A 25,212-nucleotide genomic window follows, 5' to 3' on the forward strand; every position below is an offset into this window, starting at 1 on the left:
GGAAACATGGTAAAGAGGATTAGCAAAATCCGGCGTTTACTGAATGGAGCAGTATGAGGCCCGGTTGTGGCGATTTTCGATGTAGCAATACGAGACAGGGCGCATGTCATCGTGGCTCCTGCGGATTGACTCGCTCCGCGCTCTACTGCTGACGCTGTCGCTTATATCGCTGGTACGAAGGCAACCATGGCAAATATTCGGCAGGATCATATACCCGGTATCGAAGACTGGACCATTATGGTGCGTGACCTTCTGCATGACTGTGTGGCCAGCGCCCCGGTGGAAGAAGCGGACCGCATCCGCGAGGCGGCCTTGCTGCTGCGCGCCGCTCCGGTCAGCATCGAAGGCTTTGCCTGCGCGCCCGAATTCGACCGGATCGAGGCCTTGCTGGCGCGCGGTGCCGCCGTCAGTGCCGCGCTCGCCACGCTGGGAGAGCAGACGCCGTTCATCGTTTCGCGCGGGGCCAACGGCGTGTGCCTCGCCTCGATGATGCGGCCGGGCGGCACCGAGGAACTTGTCGCCGAGGGCAGGACGGTGGCGCTCGCCCTGCTGTCGGTTCACCTCACCGTGCTGCTGGCGTTGGCCGAGCAGGCGGCGAGCATGACCGGGCCGGCGCGCGCGGCGGTGGCGGGCGCGCGGATGCATTGACGGCGCGAGGCGCCGCGATCGGGAAAAGACGGCGGGATCGCGGCATTCGCGCGATCCCGCCGGCCGGTCTGGCTCCCGGCCAATGCCTGCGGATGCACCACGCCTGGGGAGGGGGCGAAGGGGCATGGCATTTTCCGCGAAACGGCGACGGGAACCGGGTGTCGGCACCGTGCGCGGGCCCGGCACCGACAAGGACGTGATAGCCGTGAGCCGCTAAGCCTGAATGAGTCTGGTTATCTGTTTAACCACTAAGGGCAGAGGCGGTTAATTTCGCCTTGCCGCGCCGCACCCGGCCAGGGCACGGGGAAGGGCGGATCGGGGCGCGAAGGCCGGAATTTATGACCGGACCGTTTATCATGCCCGTGCACCACATCGGGCAAGATGGTGCCGCCAGGCGCGTTTCCAAACACCCTTTCAGATGACGATCGAAGCCTCGATCGCGATGCGGATCGCTTCGGAGGTGTGGGTGGCGCCCAGCTTGTTGAGCATGTTGGCGCGGTGGATTTCGACCGTGCGCGGGCTGATCGCCAGCTTCTCGCCGATCAGGCGGTTCGACAGGCCGGAGGCGACGCCGTTCAGCACTTCGCGTTCGCGGCGGGTCAGGCGGTCGATCCGCGATCGCGCCATGACCTCGCGCAGCTTGGCGTGGCCGACGTTCTCGGCCCGGTCGATCGCGCGCACCAGCGTGGCGTTCAGCTCCTCGGCGCTGATCGGCCAGGCGACATAATCGATCGCGCCTTCGAGAATGGCCTCGACGATGCGGCCCGCCGTGGGGGCCTCGCTGAACGCGACGACGGGAAACCAGGTGCCGTGCAGCGCCATCTTCTCGATCAGCTCGCTGATCGAGCTGGCGCCGTCGTGGATCAGGATCACCCCGTTGCGCGGCCAGGCCGCCGCCAGCTCGGCGATGTTCTCGAACGGTTCGACATGGATGCGGCAGGCGGAAAGCGCGTGGCTGATCGCGGCGCGGCGGCGCGAATCGCTATCGATCAGAATGAGATTGGTGGGATTGTCCATCGCTGCCCCCCGAAAGCCTATGCCCTATGGCGGGTATTCAACGAAGCTGTCGGAAAAGCGCGCCGTTCCTGATCCGTTTTAGCACGGGAAACTACGCATTCATGACGATTCTGCGGCAATCCTAGGGTTTGTGCGTACCGAAACGGGATCAGTCCCGCTCAGGTGCCGCGCAGGGCCTGCCCGATCTCCATGAAATCGGTGCGGATTTGCGCGAGTCGCGCCGAATCGAAACGCAGCGCGCTGTCCAGGATCGTGCGGCGGGCGCCTTCGTAAAGCTGGTGGAGCGCGCCGGCCACGCCGTCCTGCCCGTTGACCCCGAGTTGCAGCGCGGTGATCGAGGTGAGCGCGCGGGTGAGCGAACGGCTCTTCAGGCTGTTGTCACCGATCTTATTGGCGTGGATCGCGGTGCCCAGCGCGCTGACGAGGTGATCGTAGCACAAGTGGACCAGTTCGGCCGGGGTGGCGCCATTGACGCGGGCATCGAAATCGACGCGGCGATAGGCTTCGTGAGGGGAGCGGACGGCTAGCATGTCAGTTGGTCGACTTGTTCCAGGCGGCGATCTGGTTCTGGAGGAAGCTCAGCGTCGATTTCGATGCGCTGACGCGGTTTTCCGAAACCGCGAAGCGCGCGGCCAAGCTCGCGCGCAGCTTCTCCTGATCGTCGGCCAGGCTGGTCTGGTCCTCGGCCACTTGCTTGAGCTGGCTGGTATAGCGGCTGATCGAGCCGCCCAGCGATCCCGGATCGGTGGTCGAGCTGGCGCCCCGGTAAAGCTTGTCGACGCTCGAATAGACGCCGTAGAGCCCGGTGGTGAACATGGCGGCGACCCCGTCGGGATCTTTCGCCATGGTGGCGGCCAGCCGCGCGGTGTCGAGCGTGAAGGTGCCGTCGCGCTGGGTCGAGACGCCAAGGTCGGCCAGCGTCTTGGCCGCGCCGGTGGCATTGGGCATGATCGTCGTGCCGGCCAGCCGCGACAGGTCGTTGCGCAGCTTGCGCGCGCCGCCGTCGGAGCGCAAGTCGCCGGTCAGCGGATCGGTCGCGATCTTCACCGCGCCGGCGATCTCGTTGAGCGCGGAAACCAGATCGCTCATCGCCGAGGTGATCGTCGCCGAAGGATCGGCGAAGGACACCGTGGTCGGCGATCCGGCGTTGGTGGCGGTGAGATTGAGCTTCACGCCGGGGATCGCTTCGGAAACCGTGTTCGATCCGGCGGTCATCGACAGGCCGTCGATCTTGAAGGCGGCATCGCTCGCCGTGGCCAGGAGCTGGCCCTGGCTCGATCCGGGCGTCCAGGCGAGCCCCGCCAGGCCCGGTTCGCCCGAAGCCTCGCTAGCATCGAGGACGAAGCCGTTGGCGGCGCCATCCTTGCCCTTGAGCACGAGCTGCGCGCCGTCGACGGTCTGCGCGACATAGGCCGAAACGCCCGCGTTGGCGCCGTTGATCGCGGCGGCCACGTCAGTCAGCGTCGCGCCGCTGGCGATCGTGATGCTGGCGGCGACATGGCCGGTATCCTCGGTGAAAGTGCCGCCCGCAACCGTGCCGAAGCGCAGCGTCAGCGTGCCGGCGCCGACCGTGCTGGTGGCCGAGGCATAAGCCTTGCTCGCCAGCGTCTGCGGCTTGGCCAGCGCGGTCACTTCCAGCGAATAGCTGCCCTTGGGCTGGCGCGTGCCGGAAAGCGCGGCCTGGGCCACGGCGGCGTTGGCCACTTTGGGCTGGGGCGAAAGGTCGCCCTGGCGGACGCGGTCGCCCAGCGAGCTGGACAGGCTGAACAGCATCGACTTGATGTTCGATGCCGAGGAGATCTGCGCGTTGAGCTTGTCGGACTTGGCCGAGAGGCGATCGGTCCGCGCCGAGAACTGGGCCACGGCGAGATTGTTCGCCAGGGCTGCCATGTCGATCCCGCTGCCGCCCCCGAGCGCGGTCACGAGCGACTGGGTCGAGGTCGAGGAGATCGTGGAGGCCATGCTTTCCAGAACGGTGCCCGGACCCCGGAATTAAGGGCTGATACGGCGCGCGCCGCAGGGAAATCGCCAGCTATCCGATGGCCGAGGGATCGAGCCGGCCTTCGGTGTCGAAACGCAGGATGACCGGCACGTCGACTTGCGGGCGCAGGGGCTTTTCGCCGCGCTTCAACGAGAGGACGAAGGCCAGGATCGCGGCGACGGCGACGTAGAGCTCCTCGCGGATGACCTGCTTTTCGCGCGTGGTGTAGAACACCGAACGGGCGAGCGCGGGGTATTCCAGCACCGGCACCGCGTATTCGGCGGCCAGCTCGCGCATCGCCAGCGCCTTGTCGCCGCGCCCCTTGGCCAGCACGATCGGCGCGGAGGCCCTGGCCGGATCGTAAGCCAGGGCGACGGCGAAATGCGTCGGGTTGGTGATGACGAACTGGGCTTCCTTCATCGCCGGGACCAGGCCGCCCATGGCGATCTTGCGCTGGCGGTCCTTGATCGCTGCCTTGCGTTCGGGCGAGCCTTCCATTTCCTTGTGCTCGTCGCGCATTTCCTGATGCGACATCTTGAGCCGCATCATGCGGCGGACCCATTGCACCGGCAGGTCGATCAGCGCGATCATGATCAGCCCGGCGGACAGCGCGAACAGCAGCGTGATGATCGCGTGCCAGCCCCAGGCAAGCTGCGAGGTCAGATCGCCGCGGCCGAGCCCGGCCAGCGTGGCGATGCGGTCACGCCCCCAGACCCAGGCGATCGTGCCCAGCAGGCCCACTTTGGCCAGACCCTTGGCCATCTCGATCCAGCCGGTGGGCCCAAACATGCGCTGCAACCCCGAAAGCGGGTTCAGCCGCGAGGCCTTGGGCGCCATGTTGCCGCCCACCCAGCGGCCCTCGCCAAAGCCGAGCTGCGAGACCAGCGAGGCCGCCAGCACGCCCACGCCCAGCACGAAGACCGGCGGCAGCGCGGCGATCAGCGCGGACAGCAGCAGCCGGCCCGGCGCGAAATCGTCGATCGCGGCGCGGTCCCAGGTGAAGCCGGCGCGCAGGCCATCGGCCATGAGGCCCAGCACCCACGGCCCGGCAACCAGCAGCCAGGTGGCGCCCACCAGCGTCGTCGCCGCCGTCGCCAGTTCGCGCGAGCGCAGGACGTCGCCCTTCCTGGCGGCGTCCTGCTTGCGCTTGGCGCTTGGCGCAAAGCTCTTTTCGCCGCCGTCGTCGCTCATCGTTCCAGCAGCCTTGCGGTGGCGCCGATGGCGGTGGCGGACAGTTCCGTCACCTGATCGGTCAGGATCGGCGCGGAAACGATCAGCGCGGCGATGCCCGCGAGCACGCCGGCCGGCAGGCCCAGCGCGAAGAGGTTGAGCGCGGGGGCCGAGCGGCTGAGCACGCCGGTGATGACCTGCACCACCAGCAGCACCAGCGAGACGGGCAGGGCGATGGCGACGGCGGTGGCGAACATCGTCGCGGCAAAGCCGGCGATCTCGGCAAAGCGCTCGGCGCCCAGCCAGGTCTCGCCCGGCGGGAACACGCGGTAGCTTTCCACCACCAGCGCCAGCCATTGCAGGTGCCCGCCCAGCGCCAGGAAGATCAGCGTGACGACGACGCTGAAGTAATGGCCCAGCGCGGGCGATTGCGCGCCCGAATTGGGATCGACCGAAGTGGCCATGCTCATGCCCATCGACCCGCCGATCAGCTCGGCCGCGATGACCGGGGCGGTGAAGGCCATCTGCAGCACGAAGCCCAGCGACAGGCCCACCAGCACTTCGCCCGCGACCATCACCATGCCCGCCAGCGACAGCAGCGCCGGCGGCGCCTGCACCGGCGTCCAGGCGCAGATCAGCACGGCGACGGCGCCGGCGGCGATCACGCGCAGCTGCGGCGGTACGCCGCCCATGCCGAACAGCGGGGCGGCGACCATCGCCGCGCCGACGCGCGTCATCACGAACAGCAAGCGCCAGAACTCGGCTTCGAGCGCGCCGAAGCCGAAACTCAGCTGGATCACGTCGGGCTGCTTTCCATGTGCGAGACGTTGGCGATCTGGGCGAAGATCTCTTCGGTGAAATCGCCGACCAGCGCCATCATCGAACCGCCGAACAGCACCAGCACCAGCGCGGTGACGGCCAGCTTGGGCACGAAGGTGAGCGTCTGCTCGTTGACCGAGGTGGCCGCCTGGATGACGCCGACGGCAAGGCCGACGACCAGCGAGGCCAGCAGCACCGGGGCGGCGACCAGCGCCGTCACCCAGAGCATCCGGTCAGCGAGAGAAAGGAGCGCGGAAACGTCGTCCATGGGGCGCTATCCGAAACTGGCCGCGAGTGATCCCATCAGCAGCGCCCAGCCATCCACCAGGACGAAGAGCAGCAGCTTGAAGGGCAGCGAGACGACCATGGGGCTCATCATCATCATGCCAAGGCTCATCAGCACGGACGAGACGACAAGGTCGATGACGAGGAACGGCAGGAACAGCATGAAGCCGATCTGGAACGCGGTCTTCAGCTCGCTGGTGACGAAGGCGGGCAGCAGGATCGAGAACGGCACGTCCGCCTGCGAGGTGAACCTGGGCGCCTTGGCCATGTCGGCGAACATCATCAGGTCACGCTCGCGGGTCTGGCGGATCATGAACTTGTGGAACTCGCCCCCGGCGATCTGGATCGCCTGCTCGGCGTTGACGGTGCCGGCCGAATAAGGCGCGATCGCGTTCTGGTTCACCTTTTCCAGCGTGGGCGCCATGACGAACAGCGAAAGGAACAGCGACAGCCCGATCAGCACCTGGTTGGGCGGCGACTGCTGCAGGCCCAGCGCCTGGCGCAGGATCGCCAGGACGACGAGGATGCGGGTGAAGCTCGTCATCATCAGGATCAGGCTGGGCAGGATCGTCAGCAGCCCCATGACGAGGAGGAGCTGCAAGGACAGGCTCATGCCCGGCCCGTCAGTCCCGCCCAGCGATCCGAAAGCGCGGTCCAGCGCGCCGGGAATGGCGGTGGCGGCCGGAGCGGCGGCGGCTTGCGAGGCCACTTGCGCGGCGGCCTGCGTGGCTTCCTGCGCGTGGGCGGCGATGGGCAGCAGCAGCGCGGCGATGGCCGCGGCCTTGAGCAAGCGCTTCACGCGGCCTCTCCTGCGTCAGGGGTTTCGGGGCGGGGCCGCGCGGGCGCCTCGGCGAGCCGGGACAGGCCCTGGCGCGAGACGGACACGAGGATCTCGCGGCCGTGGAATTCGATCACCGCCAGCTTGAGCGTGGGCGAAAGCATGGTCGTCTCGATGATCTTCACCGATTTCGATCCGCCGCCGATGCCGGCCTTTTCCTGCAGCTTCTGCGCAAGCTTCATGCAGCCCCAGGCGATGCCGCAGATCAGCGGCAACAGGATCAGCAGCTTGAGGATGTACCAGAACATCAGGCGCCAGCCCCTCCGGCGGCGCCGGGGACCATGGCCGAGCCGGTATCGCCGGCGGCCGCGCCCGGCGCGGGGCTGGAGCCGGCCAGCTCGACGATGCGCAGGCCGAACCGGCCATTCTGCGCCACGATCTCACCCTTGGCGATCGGCTTGCCGTTGACCAGCACGTCGAGCAGCTCGTCGGTCAGCCGATCGAGCACGACCACGCTTTCCTCGCCCAGCGAGAGCACGTCCTTCAGCTTCATGTCGACGCGGCCGAGCTCGACCGAAAGGCGCACGTCGACATCCTTGAGGAAATCGAAGCCGCGGGGGTGAATGCTCATGGAAAAGTGTCCCTTTCGTCAGAATGCGTGATTGATGCGGACCGCGACGCGATCGTCGAGGTCGCCGATCGTGCCGGTGGCGATGGTCTGGTCGCCGATCCTGAGCGGCACGCTGCGCGCCACCGCGACCGGCAGCACGTCGCCGGGCTTGAGATCCGCCAGCTTCGAAAAGCCGATCGCCATGTCGACGATCACCGCCGTCACCGTCAGCGGCATCGAGGCGAAGGGCTCGTCCACCGGGCTCGGCGCGGGGCGCGCGGGCGTGTGCGGGCGGCTGGCGCGCGCGCTGCCGGAGAAGATCGGGGCCAGCGTGGCGTGCGGGAAGGCGAGCGAGAGCATCCAGGGCTCGCAGCCTTCTTCCTGCACCACCAGCACCAGCTGAAGCATGGCTTCGGTCTCGGCATAGGCCGAAAGCTGGCGCAGGCTGGTATCGCGCCGCAGCGGGTGGACCGGGAACGCGGCGCCGAACGCCTCGCCCAGCGCGGTCGCCACGGTGGCTTCCAGCCGGGCGATCAGCAGCTCGGCGGAAAGCGGAAAGCTCGCCGGCATCGGATTGGGCACCTGGCCGCGCCCGCCGAAGGCGCGATCGACCAGGCGGAACACCGGCGCGGCATCGAACGTGGCCAGCAGCGAGCGGCCTTCCGGGCCCACCGCCAGCAGGCTGTGCGAGGCCAGCGCGGCTCCTTCGGCCGCGATCGTCGCCATGGTGCAATCGCGCGGCATCCCGGGCGTGATCTTCGGCGCATCGGTGCCCGAAAGCCGGGCAAGGCCGACCGCGAGCGTGCGGGCGAGGCGTTCGCCCAGCAGGTTCAGCGCCGGGCCAAGCTCGCCAGTGGCGGGCTCGGCGGCCAGCAGCTCCGGGCAATGCCGGGCCTGCGTTCGGTCCGCAACAAGGGCGCGTTCAGGCTTCATGGCCATGCTTACTGGATGATGAAGCTGCGGAAGTAGACGGCATCGACCCCGCCGAAGCCCTCGTTTTCGGCGAGGACCTTGTTGATCGCGGCGGTCAGGCGCTTCTGCAGGCGTTCCTTGCCCGGCACGGTATAGACGTCTTCCTCGGGCGTATCGGCCAGGATCGTCAGGATTTCGGACCGGATCGCCAGCTCATGCTTCTTCAGCCACATCAGTACCCGGCCATCGCGGCGCGTGGAACAGGCCAGGCTGAGCTGGACGAGCGCGTCGGAATTCCTGAGGTTCGAGGTGAAGTCGTCGGAGAAGGTGTAATAGGCGGTGCGAAATTCGCTGCCGCCTTCGCCTTCCACATCGGCGCCGCCTTCGCCTTCGCCTTCCTTGCCCTCGGTCTTGGGCGCATAGGGATCTTCCTCGCCCTTGCGGATGAGCTTGGGCGTGTTGTCTTCCTTCGCCTCATGCCCGCCGCCGATGATGCCGGCCTGCATCATGCCGAAGACGCCGCCGCCCCCGGCCGCCAGCAGGCCGACGCCGGCCAGCACCTTCATCATCATGCCCTTGCCCTTCTTGGGCTTCGCGCTCTTTTCGGCTTTGTCGCTCATGGTCGTTCCTTGGAAAGGTCAGGGCTTCAGGCGTAGATGCCGCTGCGGCGGGCCGGGGTTTCCGACCCGGCTTTTCCGCGTGGCTCGCCGGAGGAAGAGCGGGCGAAGGCCGCCTGCTCGCGAAGGGATTCGCGCGCCGTGGCATCGCCGCGCGCGGTGGATTGCTGCTGGCCCTGGCCGGTGGCGGTGCCGGCCTGCTGCTGTTGCGGGCCTTGCTGGGGCTGCTGCTGCCCGTCCTGGCGCGGTGCCTCGCCATCGCCATTGCCCGTGCCCGCCGCCAGCGAGGCGGCCGCAGCGGCCTGCACCGCCGGGGCAAGGCCGGGGTCGGCACCGGCGACCGTCACGTTCATATGCGTCTGGTCCTGGCGGAACTGCAGCGAAACGGTGCCGAACTCGGCATGGGTGAGCGCGGTGCGCACGAGGTTGGGCTGCGCCGCCTCGCGCGCCTCGACCAGCCGGTCGACCAGCGTGGAGAAATCGTGCGGGGCCTGCGCCGGGGCCGCCGCCGGCGCGGAGAAGGGCGTGCCCGTCTCGGCACGCGGCGTGGCGGGCGCATCGATTGCAAGCGGTGTCGCGGGCATTTCCGCCATCGCCAGCGGGGCCGGGGCAGGCGCGAGCGGCGCGCTGGCGGTGCGTTCGGCCGCCTTGGCCGGGCTTGCCGCTTCGCTCGGCGTGGCGAGGGTGGGCGTCGCGTTTCCGGTGGGCGCGGGCGCCGGCTCGGGCTGCGTCGAGGCGCGGGCCGGCGCGGCGTGCGTGCCGGCGGTGGGCCTGGTGTCGGTCATGGCGCGCAACGCGGTCTCGGTCGCGACCGGCTTGGCGGCGATCACTTCGATCGGGGCCAGGCGCAGGCGCGAGACTTCGGCGCTGATCGTGGCGGCGGCGGGCTTCGCGCCGGTGGCTTCGGCTTCGTCCACTTGTGGGGCGGGCAGGGCGGACGCGGATGGCGCCTCCTGGCCCGCAGCCGGCTGCTTCGCGGCGATCGGGGCCCGCGCGGCGGTGGCGGCAAGCAGAGTGGCCGCCATCGCGCGCGGCGCGATCGAGGAAGCGCCGGTATCGGGCGTGTTCGGGGCCGCCGGGGTGATCTGCGGCGCCAGGCCGAGCAGCAGGGCGATGGTCGGTTCCGCCTCGGCGGCGTGGGGCGCGTCTGGCGCCTCGCCCGGCGTCGCGGTCCCGGCGGCATCGGCTTGCGGCCGGGCGGCGTGCCGGGACAGGCCGGCAACCGCCCTGGATGAAGTGGTCGGCAGGAGCGAGGTCGGCACGGGAGTGGCCGGCGCCTTGCCGACCGGCAATGTCGCGGCCGATGCAGGGACGTCCGGCAAGGAGACCGGCAAAGCCTTGCCGCCCGGCTTGCCGGCGATGCCGCCCGTGCCGGCTTGCGGCGCGGTCAGCGCGGCGAGCTGCGCCTGTGCCGGATCGGCCGGCGCGGCTTCGCCTTCGGCCGGGATGGCCGTCGCATTGCCCAGGATGGCCAGGAAATCCGTGGCTCCGGCGCCATGCCCAGCGGGCGCGGCGGTCTTGCCGGGCAGTGCCGGCTGGCCCGAAGCGGCGGAAAGCTGGTGCATGGGGGTGACGTCCTTCGCATTAACCATGCAGAAGGTTATTCAAGACCCGTGCCAATTGCCTTTCGGCTGCCCAGCGCCGGATTTTCGGCGCCTTTGGCGATCATCCGGGCTTGCAGGTCGGCCCGTTCGCCAATCGCGGCGCGGCGCCGTTCGGCCTCGGCGAGTTGCTGCATCTTGGCATCGGCGATCGACTGGGCGCGCGTCGCATCGCCTTCGGTGGTGCGGCTCAAGGCGTTCAGCCCGCCGACGAAGCGGCCAAGCTGGCGCAGCCCGGCGCCGTCCATCACTTCGCGCCGCGTAGCATAGTCGGCGGCAAGCCGGCGCGTGCGCTCGGTCAGTGCGCGCAATTGCGTCAGCGTGCTTTCGGCCTCGGCGGCTTCGGCGGCGGCGGCCTGCTTGGCGACGTCGCGGATCCGTTCGAGCCGGCGCAGCCGCGCGAGCCGGGCGCGATCCGCGTTCATCCCAGCAGCGCCGAAAGCTGCGCGGCGCTATCGGCGAGGTCGATCGTCTCGTCGGCCGACTGGCACAGGAAGGCATTGAGCAACTGGTGCATGGCGATGGCGCGATCAAGCTGGGGATCGGCCCCGGCGCGATAGGCCCCCATCAGGACCAGGTCGCGGTTTGCCTCGTAACTGGCTGAAAGCGCGCGGAACTCGCGCGCAAGCTGCTTGTGCTCGGGGCTGACGATATCGTTCATCACGCGGCTGAGCGAGGCGGCGATGTCGACTGCCGGATATTGCCCGCGCTGCGCCAGCTCGCGCGAGAGCACGATGTGGCCATCGAGGATCGAGCGCGCGGTATCGACCACGGGATCGTCCTGGTTGTCGCCATCAGCCAGCACCGTGTAGAGCCCGGTGATTGAGCCGCCGCTGGCCGCCGAATTGCCCGCGCGTTCCACCAGCTTGGTGATCGTCGCCAGCGCGGAAGGCGGATAGCCGCGCGCCGCGCCGGGTTCGCCCAGCAGCAGGCCGATCTCGCGCGCGGCGTGGGCCACGCGGGTCAGGCTGTCGAGGATCAGCAGCACGCGCTTGCCGGCGCTGCGGAAATGCTCGGCCATGGATGTCGCCAGCATCGCGCCGCGCAGGCGCAAGTTGGGCGCATGGTCGGCCGGCACCGCGACGACGATCGTCTTCTCGCGCTTTTCGGCGTTCATGTGCCGCTCGACGAAGTCGGAGACCTCGCGCGCGCGTTCGCCGATCAGGCCGACGACGATGATGTCGGCCGAGGCCCCACGCGCGATCATGTCGATCAGCACCGATTTGCCCACGCCCGATCCGGCCATCACGCCGATGCGCTGGCCGACGCCGAACGTGGTCAGCGCGTTGAGCGAGCGCACGCCGGTATCGAAGCAGGCGCGCACCGGGCTGCGATCGAGCGCGGAGCTGCGGATGCCGCCCGAAGGCCATTCGCAATGCGGGTGGATCGGCGGGCCGCCGTCGATCGGCAGCCCCTCGCCATCGACCGAGCGGCCCAGGAACGGCTCGCCCACCGGCAGCAGGCCAGGCCGTCCTTCGGGCCAGACGCGCGCGCCGGGGCGCAGCATCACCGAATCGCCCAGAAGCATCATCATCGTGCGGCCATTGCGAAAGCCGATCACTTCGGCGGCCAGCCCCATGCCGCGTCCATGCGCGACGCGGCACATCGCGCCCACCGGCACTGACAGCCCGCTCACTTCCAGCAGGCCGCCATCGCAGGCCGCGACCAGGCCGAAGCGGCGCGGCGTCAGGCTGATCGGCTCGGCGGTGAGATCGGTCAGGATCGGTTCGAAGATCTTCAGCACTGGTGCAGCGCCTCGGCAATGGCGCGGCGCCAGGTGGCGGGGCCATCCTCGACGCCGCCGTTGGTGCAATCGACGCGCAGTTCGCCGCGCGGCATCGTGGCATCGGCCTGAACGTCCCATTCGGCGCACAGGCGTGGCGAGACGAGCTTGAAATCATCGGGGTGCAGTCGGATCACGCGTTCGTCATCCGCGCGCGAGAGCATGGAGACGGCGGTTTCGATCCGGCGCACCAGCATGTCCTCGTCCAGCGCCAGGGGCATGATCGCCGATTCGCACAGCGCCGCGACCGTATCGCGCAGGCGCAGGCGCAATTCGTCCTCCATCGCCTTGTCGAGCCGGGAGAACGACAGCGCCAGCTTGCCCGCCGCCGCCGCGTCGGCCGCGGCCACCGCCTCGGCTTCGGCGCGCGCCTGTTCGGCCCCGGCGGCATAGCCTTGCGCGAAGGCTTCCGACACGAGATCGGGCTCCGCCGTCTCGAAGTTCGGGATCGGGGTGGGCTCGGGCTCGCGCCTGGCCGGCAGCGACAGCCCGAAGCGCGCGTCGGCGCGAAAGCCGCCCGGTTCCGAAAGCGCCGCGAAGGGCAGGCGCATGGGCATTTCAGACATATTCGTCGTCGCCCGATCCGAACACGATCACGCCTTCGGCCGACAGCCGGCGCGCGGCCGCGACGACCTGCTTCTGCGCGGCGACGACATCGGCGAGCTTGACCCGGCCGCGCGCCGCGATCTCGTCGCGCACGCCGTCGGCGGCGCGGCTCGACATCGCGCGGAAGAAGGTTTCGCGTTCTTCCTCGGCAATGCCCTTGAGCGAATCGATCAGCGTATCGTTGTCCACCTCGCGCAGCAGCGCGCCCATCGATTGCGGATCGAGGCCGAACAGATGCTCGAACTTGAACATCTCGTTCTCGATCTCCTTGGCCAGCGCCTTGTCGATCTTGGTGATTTCGGAAATGACGCGCTTTTCCACGACCTTGCCGGCGCCGTTGATGATGTCGGCCGCCTCGCGCGGGCCGCCGATCGACAGCGCGGCCTGGCCGTGGCGTTCGCCGATGCGGCGCGTCAGCAGTTCTTCCAGCATGGCGATCGCCTCGGCCGAGACCGGGCCAAGCGTGGCGATGCGGTGGACGATCTCCGACTGCGCGTGCGGCGGCAGCGAATGCAGCACTTCGGCCGCGACTTCGGGATCGAGCTGGACCAGCAGCACCGCGACGGCCTGCGGATGCTCGCCCTTGACCAGCGGCGTCAGCGCTTGCGGCGTGAGCCAGCGCGCCAGTTCGAGCGGCGATGCCTTGGGCGGCTCGGGCACGATGCGGCGCATCAGGTTTTCCGCCTTCACTTCGCCAACCGCGCGCGTCATCATCGTGTGCACCTGGCCGATCCGGTCATGCGCGACGAGCCCCAGCTTCTCGGTCTTCTCGACGAAGCCGGTGATGGCCCCGGCGATGACTTCGGGGCTGATCTCGCCCAGCGCGCACATCTTCTCGCCCAGCAGGCGCAGTTCGTCGGGCTCCAGCTCGGACAGGATCTGTGCGGCCTGATCCTCTTCCAGCAGCATGACCATCACGGCCGCGTTGCCCGCCGGATCGAGGGATGGAACCTGGCTCATGCGGCTTTCTCCGGCTTGGCGGCTTCGCCTTCGGGCTGGTTGAGCATCTGGCGCAGCGCCTGCAGCGCGCTGTCGGGCCGCTGCGAGACGAGCTGCTGGGCCAGGCCCACTTGCCGCGACAGCAGATCGGAGCGCGAGATCTCGACATCGACGCCGCCTTCAAGGCTGACCGCGCGCGGGCCGGGGCTTCCCGCGATGGCGGGCGTGCCTTCGCTGGCCGTTTCCGCCACTTCGGCCACGTCCTCGCCATCGCCTTTCGCGCGCTTGAGGCGCTTGGGCTTGTCGCCGCGCACCGCCTTGACCAGCGGCCGCACGCCGAGCAGCAGGACCAGCAGCACCGCGAGCACCGCCGCGCCATAGCGCACCACCATCGCGAACCAGGCGGTCTCGTAGAACGGCGTCGGCACGTCGACGATTGGCTCGAAGCTGCGCATCACGACCTTGACCTGATCGCCGCGCTGCGGATTGGCGCCCACGGCGGCGCCGACCAGCGCCTCGATATCGCGGATGTCCTGCGGCTTGGCGCCCTTCATCGCGTTCTGCGACAGCGCGACCGCGACGGTCACGCGCTTGATCCCGCCGGGTCGCTGGTTGGCCACCGAGACTTCGCGGCCCAGCTCATACGTGCGGGTGGAACTGGATTCGCCGTTCGAGGGCGCCTGCTGGCCCGTGGGCGGCTGCGTGCCTTGCGGCGGCGCGGCGGTGGCCTGCGTCGCGGGCGGGGGCGTGTTCGCCAGCACGCCAGGAACGCCGGCGGCGGGCGCGGCGGCGGTCGATTGCGACTGCTGCTGCGTTTCGCTGCGGACGACGCCGTCCTTGTCGTAGCTTTCGCGGGCCGAAGTCACTTCGTCCATGTCGAGCTCGACCTGGATCTCGGTGGTGAAATTGCCGTCGCCCAGCATCGGCGTGAGCAGTTGCGAGACTTGCGCGCGCAGCTTTTCCTCCATGCGCGCCTGCATGTCGAGCCGGTCGTCCTCGGGGCTGGCCTTTTCGGACAGCAGGCGGCCGTGCTGGTCGATCACCCGCACCGCATCGAGCGAAAGGCCGGGCACCGAGCCGGCGACGAGATTGGTGATCGCCTGGACCTGGCTGTCGCTGAGCGAGCGCCCGCGCGCGAGGCGGACCATGACCGAGGCGGTCGGCGGGGCATTGTCGCGCACGAAGACGGACTTTTCGCCCTCGGCGATATGGACGCGAACGGATTCGACGCCGTCGATCTCCTGGATCGTCTGCTCCATGTCGTGCTCGCGCGCGGAGCGCAGCCGTTCGCCTTCCAGCGTGCGGCTGGCGCCCATCGGCAGCGAATCGAGCATCTTGTCGCCGCTTTCGGGCGTCGCCAGCGCGCCGTCCTGCGCCACCAGCATCCGCGCGCGGTAGAAATCGCCTTCATCGACGGTGAGCGCGCCCGTGTCGTTGTCGATCGTGTAGGGGATCGCGGCCTGATCCAGCGCGCCCACGACATTGGCCCGCTCGTTGTCGTCAAGCTGGGAATAGAGCGTGCGCTGGGGCGAGGGCGAAATCGTGGTGAAGGCCAGCGCGGCGGCGCCGATCGCCGATACGCCCAGGAACCAGGGCACCATGCGCTTGATCGCCGGCTGCGCGGCGAAGCTGCCCAGGCGGGTGAGCACGCTGCCACCGCGCGGATCGGTGAACGGGGCGATGAGCGAGGTCGAAGGCGCGGGCGCAAGCGCCATGCCTTCGCCGGCGGGAACGAGATCGGCCATTTATCAGACCCCCAACCGCATGATGTCCTGATAGGCGGACAGCAGCTTGTTGCGCACTTGCAGCGTCGCTTCGAAGGCGACGCCGGCTTCCTGCCGGGCGAGCATGACCTTGGCGACATCGGTCACTTCGCCACGCTGGTAGGCCTCGCCCAGCCCTTCGGCCTTGGCCTGCACGGCGTTGACGCCGTCGAGCGCGGACTTGAGGGTATCGGCGAAGCCCTGGGCCGGGCCCTGCGGCGCGGCCGTGCCTTGCGCGGCGCCGGCCTGGCCCGCGCCCTGCGGGCCGTGGAGCTGCTGCAGAAGCTGCGAACGGTCCATGATCTGCTGGCGCAAGGCCATGATCTGCTGGATGCCGCCCGCGCCGCCGCCAATGCCGCCGATGCCGCTCATCGACCGCCTCCGGCGGCCTTGCGGCCGATCTCGATGCCGGCCTCACGGAACGAGGCGAGGCGATAGCGCAGCGTGCGTTCGGAAATGCCCAGCTCGCGCGCGGCGCGCACCCGGCTGCCGCCGCAGGCTTCGAGCGTTTCCATGATCGCGCGCGCTTCGGAAAGCTGGACGATGCTGGACAGGCGGCGCCCGCCCGGACCTTCCAGCTCGACCACTTCGGCTTCCACCGGCACCAGGCGGGCCGGGCTGTCGAAGGCGATGTGCTCGGGCGTGATGGTGGAACGGCCGAAGGCGAGCAGCAGCGCGCGGCGCACGACGTTTTCCAGCTCGCGCACGTTGCCCGGCCAGCTATGCAGCTTGAGCATGGCCAGCGCCGCCTCGCTGAAGCAGGGCACCAGCGTCGGATCGGGCGCGTGGCGCAGCGCCATGGCATAGGCCAGCGGGGCGATATCGTCGGGCCGCTCGCGCAGCGGGCGCAGCGAGAGCGGGAAGACGTTGAGGCGATAGAACAGGTCCGCGCGGAAGCGGCCCTCGGCGACTTCCAGCGGCAAGTCGCGGTTGGCGCAGGCGATGATCCGCACGTCGACCTTGATCGGGCGGGTCGAGCCGATCGGCACCACTTCGCGTTCCTGCAGCGCGCGCAGCAGCTTGACCTGGAGCGCCAGCGGCATCTCGGCGATTTCGTCGAGCAGCAGCGTGCCGCCGTCGGCCGCGCGCATGAAGCCTTCGCTGGCCTGGGTGGCGCCGGTGAAAGCGCCCTTCTGGTGGCCGAACAGCATCGCTTCGAGCATGGTTTCGGGCATGGCGGCGCAATTGACCGCGATGAACGGGCCGTTGCGGCGCGTGCTGCGCGCATGAATGAAGCGGCTGAGCACTTCCTTGCCGGTGCCGGTGGGGCCGTTGATCAGCACGGGGATGTCGCTGGTGGCAAGGCGATCGGCCAGGGCGAAGACGGAAAGGCTCTCGGGGTCGGCGGCGATCGGCTCGTCGGGGCCGGCCATGGCGGCCAGCGTCATGGCCAGCGCGCTTTCGCTCACCGGATCGGCATAGGCGAGCGCGATGCGCGATTGCCCGTCGCGGGCGATCGCCGGGGCATTGCCGCGGCACAGGCTGACCGTGCGGGTGCGCGGGCGGGCCGGATGTTCGTCGCTCGCGTCGCGCAGATCGATCGCATCGCAGTCGAACAGCGACCCGGCGATCGCGGCCACACGCTGGATCAGCGGACCGTGCCGTCGTGAAATCGTATCGCCGATTGCCAATGCGCTCATTTTTTCTGACCCCCGAGAATTAACCACATTCCGAAGGCTCTTCTGCGCGTAAACGTCATAAACTTTGGTAATTTAAGGCCCCGTATTAACCCTTAGTTTCGCAGGTTTCGCAGGGGGCACCCGGCAGCCTCTTTCCGCACCCCGCCTTAAATTTGCCGGCCGGCAACCGCTCTTGGCCTTGGCAGCCACGTCGGACGGTCCGGCACGGCAGCCCGGATCATCGGGACACCACACGGGAGTTTGCACAATGTCTGTTATCAACACCAATATCTCGGCGATGAAGGCTTCGAACGCCTCGATCTCGGCCAACAAGATGCTCGGCACGGCGATGGAACGCCTTTCGACCGGCAAGCGCATCAACAGCGCGAAGGACGACGCCGCCGGCCTCGCCATCTCCACCACCATGACCGCGCAGGTCAAGGGCATGAGCCAGGGCATCCGCAACGCCAACGACGGCATCTCGCTGGCGCAGACCGCCGAAGGCGCGCTGTCGGAAGTCACCAACATGCTGCAGCGCGTTCGTGAACTGGCCGTGCAGTCCTCGTCGGGCACGTACCAGAGCTCGGACCGCACCTACATGCAGTCGGAAGTCACCGCGCTGACCGAGCAGATCGACGACGTTCTCTCGTCCACCGAGTTCAACGGCAACTCGCTCTTCTCGACCACCTCGGGCACGGACGTCACTTTCGACATCCAGACCGGCGCGAACTCGGGCGAGACGATCACGCTGACCTCGACCGCGATCGACGGCACCAACATCGACGCCACCGCGCTCGACGTGACCAGCGCCTCGGCCGCTTCGACCACGATCGACAACGTCGACCTGGCGCTTGCCGATGTGAACGCCACCCGCGCTTCGCTCGGTGCCGGCCAGAACCGCCTGGAATCGGCGGTCAACAACCTGACCAGCAACGTCACCAACCTGTCGGACGCGCGTTCGCGGATCGAAGACACGGACTACTCGGTCGAAACCACGAACATGGCCAAGGCCCAGATCCTCACCCAGGCCTCGACCGCGATGATCGCGCAGGCCAACCAGAGCCAGCAGAACGTGCTGTCGCTGCTGCGTTAAGCCTTGCGGCCATGAAATAGCCTGTCCCTGCAGGCATGGGCCCGGCGGTGATCCCCAGACCGCCGGGCCCTTTTCATGTTCTCGCCAGCCCGCCACCGGCGGGCTTTCGCGCGTGGGGCGCGAACATGGCGCGCGTGATGCGCCTATTCGGCGATGTTCATCGCATAGCCGCGCCGGGCGAAGCGCCAGCCGTTCGCGGTGCGGACCAGTTCGTCGTCATAGCGCGCGGCGAATTTCAGCACCTGGCCATCGATGCGCGCGATCTCGCGCACGTGATCGCAGGCCGTGGCCCGGTCGCCCCGCACCGCCACGGCGCCGGTCATCGAGAGGAAGGCCAGCGCGTCCATCGTCGTGAAAAGCTGGTCCCAGCGTTCGGCCAGCGCCGCCTTGCCGCGGACCTCGCCCATCGACGTGACCCAGACGGCATCGTCGGTCCAGCAATCGAGCCATTGCTGCTTGTCCCGGCGCGAGGCGGCGTCGGCATAAGTGGCGTGCAGCTCGCGGATCGCGGCGCGGTCGGCCGGCGGCCCGGAAAAGCGGGCGGCGGGCAGGGGGCGCTGCTCGCGCTTGAGTGCATAGTCGCGATCGAGGAACAGCCAGCGGCCATCGCGGCGGACCAGCTCGTCCTGGTACTGGCCAACCAGTTCATAAGTCGAGCCATCGGCATAGAGCAGGCTTTCGGCCTGTTGCAGCCGGCAGCGCGCGCGATCGTGCGTCACCTCGATCGCCCCGATCTGGACGAAGAAGGTCGTATCGACGACGCCGGCCATGATCTCGTCGAACATGGCGCCGATCGCGGCGTGGCCGGTCAGGTCGAAATAGGGGCTCTTCCATCGCGCGTCCGGGGCATAGCAGGCCAGCCAGGCCGCGCGGTCGCGCCGGCTGCCGCCATCGGCATTGGTCTCGTAGAGTTCGCGGATGGCAAGGTGGTCCTCGCGCGGGCCGGTAAAGGGCATTGGCCCGCTCAGCCGGGAAGCTCGGGAATGGTCAGGGTATAGTCGCGCCGGGCGAAGCGCCATTGCCCGTCCTGCCGCACCACGCGATCGTCATAGCGGCCGCAGAGCTTGAACACGCCGCCGGCCTTGAGCTGGACGACCTCGCGGGCATAGGACCGGCAAGTGGCCGTATCGCCGTCGATCTCGATCGCGCCGATCTCGCCCAGGAAGGCGACCGCTTCCCAGTCCTTCCACAGATCGTTCCAGGTGGCGCGCAGCTCGTCATGGCCGGTGCAGTCGAACAAGTGGCTGGTCCACTTGCCGTCGCTGGTGAAGCAGGCGATCCACGCCTCGCGGTCGCCCCGCCAGCTGGCATCGCCGTATGTGCCGTAAAGCTCGCGGATCGCCAGGCGGTCTTCGATAGGCCCGGTGAAGGACATGCGGCTCTCTCCCGATTTCGTTTTCGGGAGCGATGGTGCGCGAGCCGATCGGGCCGCGCAAGCCCGGAATGCGCCGCCGGGGCGGTTCCGCTCGCGCGGGGAGGGGCAGGCCGGTTCGTGCGGGGGGACCGAGCCCTCCGCCCCGCCGACGGGTTCAATCCAGCAGCGTGATCGAGATGCGCCGGTTGCGCGGATCGGCCGGATCGTTCGGGATCAGCAGCTCGCGATCGGCGACGCCTTCGATCCGCCTGAACCGGCTTTCGGCGATGCCGTCGCTCATCAGCGCCTGACGCGTGGCTTCGGCGCGGCCGGCCGAAAGCGACCAGTTGTTGCCGCTCATCCCGGCGCGCCAGGGCAAGGCATCGGTATGCCCGCGAATGGTGAGCGAGCCGGCATCCTGCCCCACCGCGTCGGCGATCGCGCGCAAGAGTTCGCTGGCGTCGGGCGTCAGGATGGTGGTGCCCAGGCGGAACATCGAGAAGTTGGCATCGTCCACCATGTCGATGCGCACGCCTTCGGTGGTATCGACCAGCCGCACTTGCTTGGCCAGCCGGCGCAGCGCTTCGCTTGACGCCAGCTTCTGCTGGATCGCCTGCTTGGCGCGCGCGGTGCGCTTGATCTTGGTGCCGCCTTCCTTGGGCCCGCCGGTCGCGTCGCGCGGGATGGTCATGGCGCGGGTGCCGGTCTGCCCGGCCTGATGTGGATAGTTGTCGGCATCGACCAGCGACGAGCCGCCCAGCACGCCCGCGGCCGAACCGGCGCTGGCTTCCCGGGTCTTGACCAGGGTGGGGGTGAAATAGTCGGCAATGCCCTTGCGCTGCTTTTCGGTGGTCGCGCCCAGGATCCACAGCAGGAGGAAGAACGCCATCATCGCGGTGACGAAATCGGCATAGGCGACTTTCCACGCGCCGCCGTGGTGGCCGCCGGCAACGACGGTGATCTTCTTGACGATGATCGGCGGCGGCGGCTCGTTCTTGCCGCGCTTGGGGGTCGCCATGTCAGCGTCCCCGCATCGCGTCGAGCAGTTCCGAAAGGCCGGGGCGGAACGAATGGCCAAGGCCCGAGCGCGCGCTTTCGACCACCAGCGGCTGCGGCCAGCCGTGGAGCGAGGCGATCACCACTTGCTTGACCGCGTGAAAGATCATCTCGTCCTGCTCGATCACCTGCTTCAGCCGACCGGCCATCGGCCCGACGATGCCATAGGCCAGCAGCACACCCATGAACGTGCCGACCAGCGCCGAGCCGATCATCGCGCCCAGGATCGCCGGGGGCTTGTCGATCGAGCCCATGGTCTTGACCACGCCGAGCACGGCCGCGACGATGCCGAGCGCGGGCAGCGCGTCGGCCAGGCTTTGCAGCGTATGCTGCGGCTCGTGCATTTCCTGGAAATGCGTCTTCATCGCATTGTCCATCACCTCCTCGACCGCGTGGACTTCCAGCGTGCCCGAGGAGACGACGATCAGCGTCAGCGTGTCGCAGATCAGGTCCACCAGCGGCTTGTTGGTCAGCAGCCGGGGGAATTCGGCGAAGAGCGACGAGGTCTTGGGGTCCTGCACATGCGCCTCGAGCGCGACCGGGCCTTCGGAGCGCAGCAGCTTCATCAGCCGCGTCGTCAGGATGATCGCGTCGATATGATCCTGCTTGTTGTGCTGCGGACCCTTGAAGATCTTCTTGAACGAGCCGCCCAGCGACTTGAGCTCGTGCAGCGAATTGCCGGTGATGATCGCGCCCACGGCGGCGCCGCCGATGATCAGCATCTCGTGCGGGATCGCTTCGAAGACGGGCCCCAGCGCGCCGCCAGTGATGGCGAAGCCTCCGAAGACCATCACCAGCAGGATGACGACACCGATCGCAGCGTACATTTCTAAACTACCCCCAGAATGGAACCGGGCCGCGCGGTCAGCGCAGCTGGTCGAACAGGGTCAGGCTGGCGAGCTTGCCGAAGCTCGCCTGGCTGACTTCCAGCACCGTCATCGTTTCCTGCAGCTTGGCCACGGCCGAGGCGACATCGGTGCCGCCGATGTCGGCTTCCTCGGCCGAACGCGTCTCGCCCATGTCCACGCGGCGATCGCCGGTCATTTCGATCCAGGCCAGGCGCGTGCCCACCACCGTCTGCCCGGTCGTGACCGAATCCAGCCCGGCCGACAGCGAATCGAGTGCGGTGCGCGCGGCGCCGGCCGGATCGGTGGCGGTGCTCTGCAGCGCGTCGGCCAGGTTCTTGACCACCGCCATCAGGTTGGTGGGCGTGCCGTTGACCGTGAAGTTCAGGAATTCCGGCCCGGTGATACTGCGCGTCACGCTCTGGCCTTCGCCCAGCGGCAGGCTGCCCGCGCCGGGGGTGCCGACATAGACCGCGTTGCCCGCGGCATCGAGCTGATAGGCATCGGCCGTGCTTTCGCCGCCGAACAGCGCGTGCCCGCTCGAATCGCGCGCGTTGGCCAGCGCGAACAGGTTGTCGTGGATCGCCTGGAGTTCCTGGCCGATGCTGGCGCGCTGATCGGTGGTCAGGGTGTCGCTGGCCGCCTGCGTCGCCAGCTCGGTGGCGTGGGTGATGTAGTCGGAAAAGTCCGACAGCGTCGAATCCGCCAGCGTGAGATCGGCGTTGGCGCGGTTGGCATTGGCCACGTCGATCGCGGAAAGCTTGTCGGTGCGCATCAGCGTGCGCAGCCGCGATGCCGCCACCGGATCGTCCGACGACTTGGACAGCCGTTCGCCCCGGCCAAGCTGCGCCTGGATCGATTCCGCTTCGGAACGCAGCGCCTTGATGTCGCGGCGGGAGCGTTCGAAGAAAGCGCTGGTGCTGGTGGAGACGATCGGCATGGCTTACCTCACCTGATTCCGAGCAGGGTGTCGAAGATGTCGCTGGCGACCTGCATGACCCGGCCCGAGGCCTGGAAGGCCTGCTGGAAGCGGATCAGGTTCACCGCTTCCTGGTCCAGATCGACGCCGGCTTGCGCCTGCAGCGCGACCTTGGCGGTGCTGGCGATCGAATCGAGCGCATCGCGCGTGACGGTGCGGCCGGCGACCTCGCTCGACACGTCGAACAGCAGCGCGTCCATCTGGCCGGCCGGATCGGTGCCGGCGAGCGCCTGGCGCAGGCCGACCAGGTTGGTCGGATCGCGGCTGTTGGCGCCGGCCCCGGCAGGCGCGGTGGCCAGCTTGCGGCCATCGCTCTGGACCACGGCGATATCGCTGGCGCCGGTGCCGGAAAACAGCGGCTGCCCGGCCGTGCCGTCCAGATCGACGCCGGCGGCCTGCGCGGTGTTGACCGCGTCGATCACGTCGCTGGCGATGGTATCGAGGCTGGTGCGCACTTGCGCCAGCTTGGTCAGCGCCTGGCCCTGGCCGGCGAGCGCGCCCGAGGCCGGGGTGACGGCATTGCCATCGAGGGTGAAGGAGATCGTGCCGTCGGCGGCGGTCGCCATGGCCATGGTGCCGGCGGTGCCGCCCGCGACCAGCTGCGGGCCGGCGGTGCCGCCGATGCGCACTTCCACCGTGTTGTCCGGGCTGATGGCGGCGGCGATATCGACATGGTCGCTAAGCTGGCGCAGCAGCGAATCGCGCTGGTCGAGCAGGGTGGACTGGTCGCTCGACGCATCGGCCGCGCGGGCGAGGCGCAAGTTCACGCGCGCCAGTTCGCCAGCCAGCAGGTTGACCTGGTCGACCCCGTCGCCCGCTTCGAAGCGCAGGCCCTGGCCCACCGCGTCGAGGCTGGAGGATGCGACGTTGAACGTGTTCGCCATGGTGCGCGCGCCTTCGACCACCGAGGCGCGCAGCGAGCCGTCGGTCGGGTCGGACAAGAGCTGCTGGAGCGAGCTTTCGAACTGGACCACCGATTCGTAGACGCGGGTCTGTTCGAGCGCGGACTGGATGTTGTCCAGCCCGTTGACCTCGGCATCCGCGCGCGCGAAATCGGCGCCGGTGCGGCGCACTTCGGACTGGCGGAACAGATCGGCGTTGCGCACGATGCCCGCCACGCGCACGCCCGAAAGCGAGATATCCCCGACGCGGCCTACGCCGCCCGAGGCCGAGACTTCCTCCAGCCGCACGCTGCGCCGGACATAGCCTTCGGACGAGGCGTTCGAGATGTTCTGCGCGGTAACGTCAAGCGCGGCGCGCGCCGCCCGCGTGCCGCTGCGCGCGATCGAGAGGAGATCGGAGGCCATGGCCTTAGCCCTCCTTCCCGGAAGCCGTCGCGCCGCTCGCGCTTTCGGGCGGCAGGAAGCGCGCGAGTTGCGCCTCGATCTTCGCGGCCAGGCCCAGCGAGCCGGACTTGGCGGTGAGATCGGCGAAATGCTCGTCCTGCATCTGGCGGAAGGTTTCCATCGCCTGGCCGCCGAACAGGTCATCACCGCCGAAATCGGTCTTGCGCGCGGCCGCCAGCATCTGGCGCATGAAGATCGCCTCGAACTGCTTGGCCACTTCGGCCAGCTTCGCGCGGTCCGAGGTCTTCTGCGGCGTGAGCGAGAGGCCCTGGGGGGATGCGGCGACAGTCGTCATATCACCACCATCTCGGCTTTCAGCGCGCCGGCCTGCTTGAGCGCTTCGAGGATCGCGACGAGATCGGCGGGCGTGACGCCCAGCATGTTGAGCGCATCGACGATCTTCGACAGCGAGGCGCCCGGCTTGAACAGGGCGACGCTGCGCTTTTCCTCATCGGTGGTGATCGTGCTGTTCTGCTCGATGGCGGTCTTGCCCTGGCTGAACGGCCCCGGCTGGATCACGCGCGGGTCTTCGTCAATCCGCACGGTCAGCTTGCCGTGGCTGATCGCGGCGGGCGAGAGGCGCACCGCGCTGTTGATCACCACCGTGCCGGTGCGGCTGTTGACGATGACGCGCGCGGCCGTTTCGGCCGGATCGACATCGATCATCTCGATCGCCGCCATCAGGCTGGCGCGGGTATCGGCATCGGCCGGCAGGCGCAGCGAAAGCGTGATGCCGTCCTCGATGCTGGCGGTGCCGGGCACCATGCGGTTGATCGCGTCGCGCACGCGGCTGGCGGTGAGGAAATCGGCGTTGAACAGGTTCCAGCGCAGTGTGCCGCCGCTGTCGAACCCGGTATCGACCGCGCGCTCCACGCTGGCACCGTCGCTGATGCGCCCGACGGTGGGGATGTTGATGGTGACGTTGGAGCCGTCCTTGGCGGCAACGCCCAGGCCGCCGACCGCGAGGTTGCCTTGCGCCATGGCATAGATCTGGCCGTCCGCGCCATAGAGCGGGGTCATGATCAGCGCCCCGCCGCGCAGGCTCTTGGCCTTGCCGATGGTCGACACGGTCACGTCGATGCGCTGGCCGGGCTTGGCGAAGGCGGGCAGATCGGCCGTGATCATCACGGCGGCCGCATTCTTCAGGCCGGGCGAGATGCCGGGCGGCAATTGCAGGCCCATGCGGCCCGAAACGCCCTTCATCGCCTGGGTGAGATACTCAAGGTTGTCATCGCCCGTGCCGGGCAGGCCCACGACGATGCCGTAGCCGGTGAGCTGGTTCGAGCGCACGCCCTGGAACTGGCCGAGATCGCGCACGCGCTCCGCGTGGGCAAGGCTGGGCATCAGCGCCGTCAGCGTGATCAGGAAGCAGAAAAGTGCGCGGAACATGG

29 protein-coding genes are annotated in these 25,212 nt (G+C 68.6%); 2 read left to right on the top strand and 27 right to left on the bottom strand.

The genetic code is table 11. The features are described 5' to 3' along the window. The first annotated feature begins 240 nt into the window (after positions 1-240). A complete protein-coding gene (locus tag PYV00_RS05230; protein WP_275227217.1) occupies positions 241-648 on the top strand; it encodes a hypothetical protein in 408 nt (135 codons plus the stop codon). A gap of 414 nt (positions 649-1,062) precedes the next feature. Here the strand turns inward: PYV00_RS05230 and PYV00_RS05235 are convergent, their stop codons facing one another. The 19 genes from PYV00_RS05235 to PYV00_RS05325 all read right to left on the bottom strand — a co-directional run bounded on the left by PYV00_RS05235 (position 1,063) and on the right by PYV00_RS05325 (position 17,169). Beyond that, positions 1,063-1,665 carry a response regulator transcription factor gene (locus tag PYV00_RS05235; protein WP_275227218.1) on the bottom strand — a complete coding sequence of 201 codons (603 nt, stop codon included), beginning with the start codon at positions 1,663-1,665 and terminating at the stop codon, positions 1,063-1,065. A 158-nt stretch (positions 1,666-1,823) separates the two neighbouring features. Continuing rightward, complete coding sequence (gene fliS, locus PYV00_RS05240; RefSeq protein WP_275227219.1) at positions 1,824-2,195, bottom strand: flagellar export chaperone FliS; 372 nt, start codon at positions 2,193-2,195, stop codon at positions 1,824-1,826. A gap of 1 nt (position 2,196) precedes the next feature. Continuing rightward, complete coding sequence (fliD, locus tag PYV00_RS05245) at positions 2,197-3,627, bottom strand: flagellar filament capping protein FliD (protein ID WP_275227220.1); 1,431 nt, start codon at positions 3,625-3,627, stop codon at positions 2,197-2,199. A 70-nt stretch (positions 3,628-3,697) separates the two neighbouring features. Beyond that, complete coding sequence (locus tag PYV00_RS05250; protein ID WP_275227221.1) at positions 3,698-4,837, bottom strand: EscU/YscU/HrcU family type III secretion system export apparatus switch protein; 1,140 nt, start codon at positions 4,835-4,837, stop codon at positions 3,698-3,700. Continuing rightward, positions 4,834-5,616: a flagellar biosynthetic protein FliR gene (gene fliR, locus PYV00_RS05255; RefSeq protein WP_275227222.1), complete on the bottom strand. Its 783-nt coding sequence runs from the start codon at positions 5,614-5,616 to the stop codon at positions 4,834-4,836. The genes PYV00_RS05250 and fliR overlap by 4 nt, the downstream gene beginning before the upstream one ends. After that, the gene (gene fliQ / locus PYV00_RS05260) at positions 5,613-5,903 is read right to left on the bottom strand and encodes a flagellar biosynthesis protein FliQ (protein ID WP_275227223.1); all 291 of its coding nucleotides are present in this window, start codon (positions 5,901-5,903) and stop codon (positions 5,613-5,615) included. The genes fliR and fliQ overlap by 4 nt, the downstream gene beginning before the upstream one ends. Before the next feature lie 6 nt (positions 5,904-5,909). Then, complete coding sequence (gene fliP / locus PYV00_RS05265) at positions 5,910-6,719, bottom strand: flagellar type III secretion system pore protein FliP (protein WP_275227224.1); 810 nt, start codon at positions 6,717-6,719, stop codon at positions 5,910-5,912. Beyond that, positions 6,716-7,006, bottom strand: a complete 291-nt coding sequence (locus tag PYV00_RS05270; RefSeq protein ID WP_275227225.1) for a flagellar biosynthetic protein FliO — start codon at positions 7,004-7,006, stop codon at positions 6,716-6,718. Before PYV00_RS05270 ends, fliP begins: the two co-directional genes overlap by 4 nt. After that, positions 7,006-7,329 carry a flagellar motor switch protein FliN gene (fliN, locus tag PYV00_RS05275; RefSeq protein ID WP_275227226.1) on the bottom strand — a complete coding sequence of 108 codons (324 nt, stop codon included), beginning with the start codon at positions 7,327-7,329 and terminating at the stop codon, positions 7,006-7,008. Before fliN ends, PYV00_RS05270 begins: the two co-directional genes overlap by 1 nt. Before the next feature lie 18 nt (positions 7,330-7,347). Further along, positions 7,348-8,241 (bottom strand): FliM/FliN family flagellar motor switch protein, encoded by an 894-nt coding sequence (locus PYV00_RS05280; protein ID WP_275227227.1) that lies wholly within the window; start codon positions 8,239-8,241, stop codon positions 7,348-7,350. A gap of 8 nt (positions 8,242-8,249) precedes the next feature. After that, entirely contained in the window at positions 8,250-8,840 is a 591-nt protein-coding gene (locus PYV00_RS05285) for a flagellar basal body-associated FliL family protein (RefSeq protein WP_275227228.1), read from the bottom strand. 26 nt (positions 8,841-8,866) lie between these two features. Further along, positions 8,867-10,429 (bottom strand): hypothetical protein, encoded by a 1,563-nt coding sequence (locus PYV00_RS05290; protein WP_275227229.1) that lies wholly within the window; start codon positions 10,427-10,429, stop codon positions 8,867-8,869. 8 nt (positions 10,430-10,437) lie between these two features. Further along, a complete protein-coding gene (locus tag PYV00_RS05295; RefSeq protein WP_275227230.1) occupies positions 10,438-10,863 on the bottom strand; it encodes a hypothetical protein in 426 nt (141 codons plus the stop codon). Further along, the gene (locus tag PYV00_RS05300; RefSeq protein ID WP_275227231.1) at positions 10,860-12,182 is read right to left on the bottom strand and encodes a FliI/YscN family ATPase; all 1,323 of its coding nucleotides are present in this window, start codon (positions 12,180-12,182) and stop codon (positions 10,860-10,862) included. The genes PYV00_RS05295 and PYV00_RS05300 overlap by 4 nt, the downstream gene beginning before the upstream one ends. Next, the gene (locus PYV00_RS05305; protein ID WP_275227232.1) at positions 12,176-12,772 is read right to left on the bottom strand and encodes a FliH/SctL family protein; all 597 of its coding nucleotides are present in this window, start codon (positions 12,770-12,772) and stop codon (positions 12,176-12,178) included. Before PYV00_RS05305 ends, PYV00_RS05300 begins: the two co-directional genes overlap by 7 nt. Positions 12,773-12,779: 7 nt before the next feature. Beyond that, positions 12,780-13,787 (bottom strand): flagellar motor switch protein FliG, encoded by a 1,008-nt coding sequence (gene fliG, locus PYV00_RS05310; protein ID WP_275227233.1) that lies wholly within the window; start codon positions 13,785-13,787, stop codon positions 12,780-12,782. Beyond that, a complete protein-coding gene (gene fliF / locus PYV00_RS05315; protein ID WP_275227234.1) occupies positions 13,784-15,511 on the bottom strand; it encodes a flagellar basal-body MS-ring/collar protein FliF in 1,728 nt (575 codons plus the stop codon). Before fliF ends, fliG begins: the two co-directional genes overlap by 4 nt. Positions 15,512-15,514: 3 nt before the next feature. Further along, positions 15,515-15,901: a flagellar hook-basal body complex protein FliE gene (gene fliE / locus PYV00_RS05320; protein WP_275227235.1), complete on the bottom strand. Its 387-nt coding sequence runs from the start codon at positions 15,899-15,901 to the stop codon at positions 15,515-15,517. Further along, positions 15,898-17,169, bottom strand: coding sequence for a sigma-54 interaction domain-containing protein (locus PYV00_RS05325; protein WP_275227236.1), 1,272 nt, complete (start codon positions 17,167-17,169; stop codon positions 15,898-15,900). The genes fliE and PYV00_RS05325 overlap by 4 nt, the downstream gene beginning before the upstream one ends. 247 nt (positions 17,170-17,416) lie before the next feature. Here PYV00_RS05325 and PYV00_RS05330 point away from each other — a divergent pair, with 247 nt between their 5' ends. Then, entirely contained in the window at positions 17,417-18,241 is an 825-nt protein-coding gene (locus PYV00_RS05330; RefSeq protein WP_275227237.1) for a flagellin, read from the top strand. A 143-nt stretch (positions 18,242-18,384) separates the two neighbouring features. On the opposite strand, the gene PYV00_RS05335 is transcribed toward PYV00_RS05330, so the two are convergent. From PYV00_RS05335 to PYV00_RS05370, 8 genes are all read right to left on the bottom strand, one after another. Beyond that, a complete protein-coding gene (locus PYV00_RS05335; RefSeq protein ID WP_275227238.1) occupies positions 18,385-19,197 on the bottom strand; it encodes a nuclear transport factor 2 family protein in 813 nt (270 codons plus the stop codon). Positions 19,198-19,205: 8 nt separating this feature from the next. Beyond that, positions 19,206-19,616: a nuclear transport factor 2 family protein gene (locus PYV00_RS05340; protein WP_275227239.1), complete on the bottom strand. Its 411-nt coding sequence runs from the start codon at positions 19,614-19,616 to the stop codon at positions 19,206-19,208. A 154-nt stretch (positions 19,617-19,770) separates the two neighbouring features. Continuing rightward, positions 19,771-20,613, bottom strand: coding sequence for a flagellar motor protein MotB (locus PYV00_RS05345; protein WP_275227240.1), 843 nt, complete (start codon positions 20,611-20,613; stop codon positions 19,771-19,773). A 1-nt stretch (position 20,614) separates the two neighbouring features. Further along, positions 20,615-21,478: a flagellar motor stator protein MotA gene (motA, locus tag PYV00_RS05350; RefSeq protein ID WP_275227241.1), complete on the bottom strand. Its 864-nt coding sequence runs from the start codon at positions 21,476-21,478 to the stop codon at positions 20,615-20,617. Between the two features lie 37 nt (positions 21,479-21,515). Next, on the bottom strand, positions 21,516-22,436 hold the full coding sequence (locus PYV00_RS05355; protein WP_275227242.1) for a flagellar biosynthesis protein FlgL: 921 nt from the start codon (positions 22,434-22,436) through the stop codon (positions 21,516-21,518). A gap of 8 nt (positions 22,437-22,444) precedes the next feature. Then, positions 22,445-23,782, bottom strand: a complete 1,338-nt coding sequence (gene flgK / locus PYV00_RS05360) for a flagellar hook-associated protein FlgK (protein ID WP_275227243.1) — start codon at positions 23,780-23,782, stop codon at positions 22,445-22,447. Between the two features lie 4 nt (positions 23,783-23,786). After that, positions 23,787-24,116 carry a rod-binding protein gene (locus PYV00_RS05365; RefSeq protein WP_275227244.1) on the bottom strand — a complete coding sequence of 110 codons (330 nt, stop codon included), beginning with the start codon at positions 24,114-24,116 and terminating at the stop codon, positions 23,787-23,789. Then, entirely contained in the window at positions 24,113-25,210 is a 1,098-nt protein-coding gene (locus tag PYV00_RS05370; RefSeq protein WP_275227245.1) for a flagellar basal body P-ring protein FlgI, read from the bottom strand. The genes PYV00_RS05365 and PYV00_RS05370 overlap by 4 nt, the downstream gene beginning before the upstream one ends. Positions 25,211-25,212 lie beyond the last annotated feature (2 nt).

Source organism: Novosphingobium album (ex Liu et al. 2023) (assembly GCF_029076845.1).
Lineage (GTDB): Bacteria > Pseudomonadota > Alphaproteobacteria > Sphingomonadales > Sphingomonadaceae > Novosphingobium.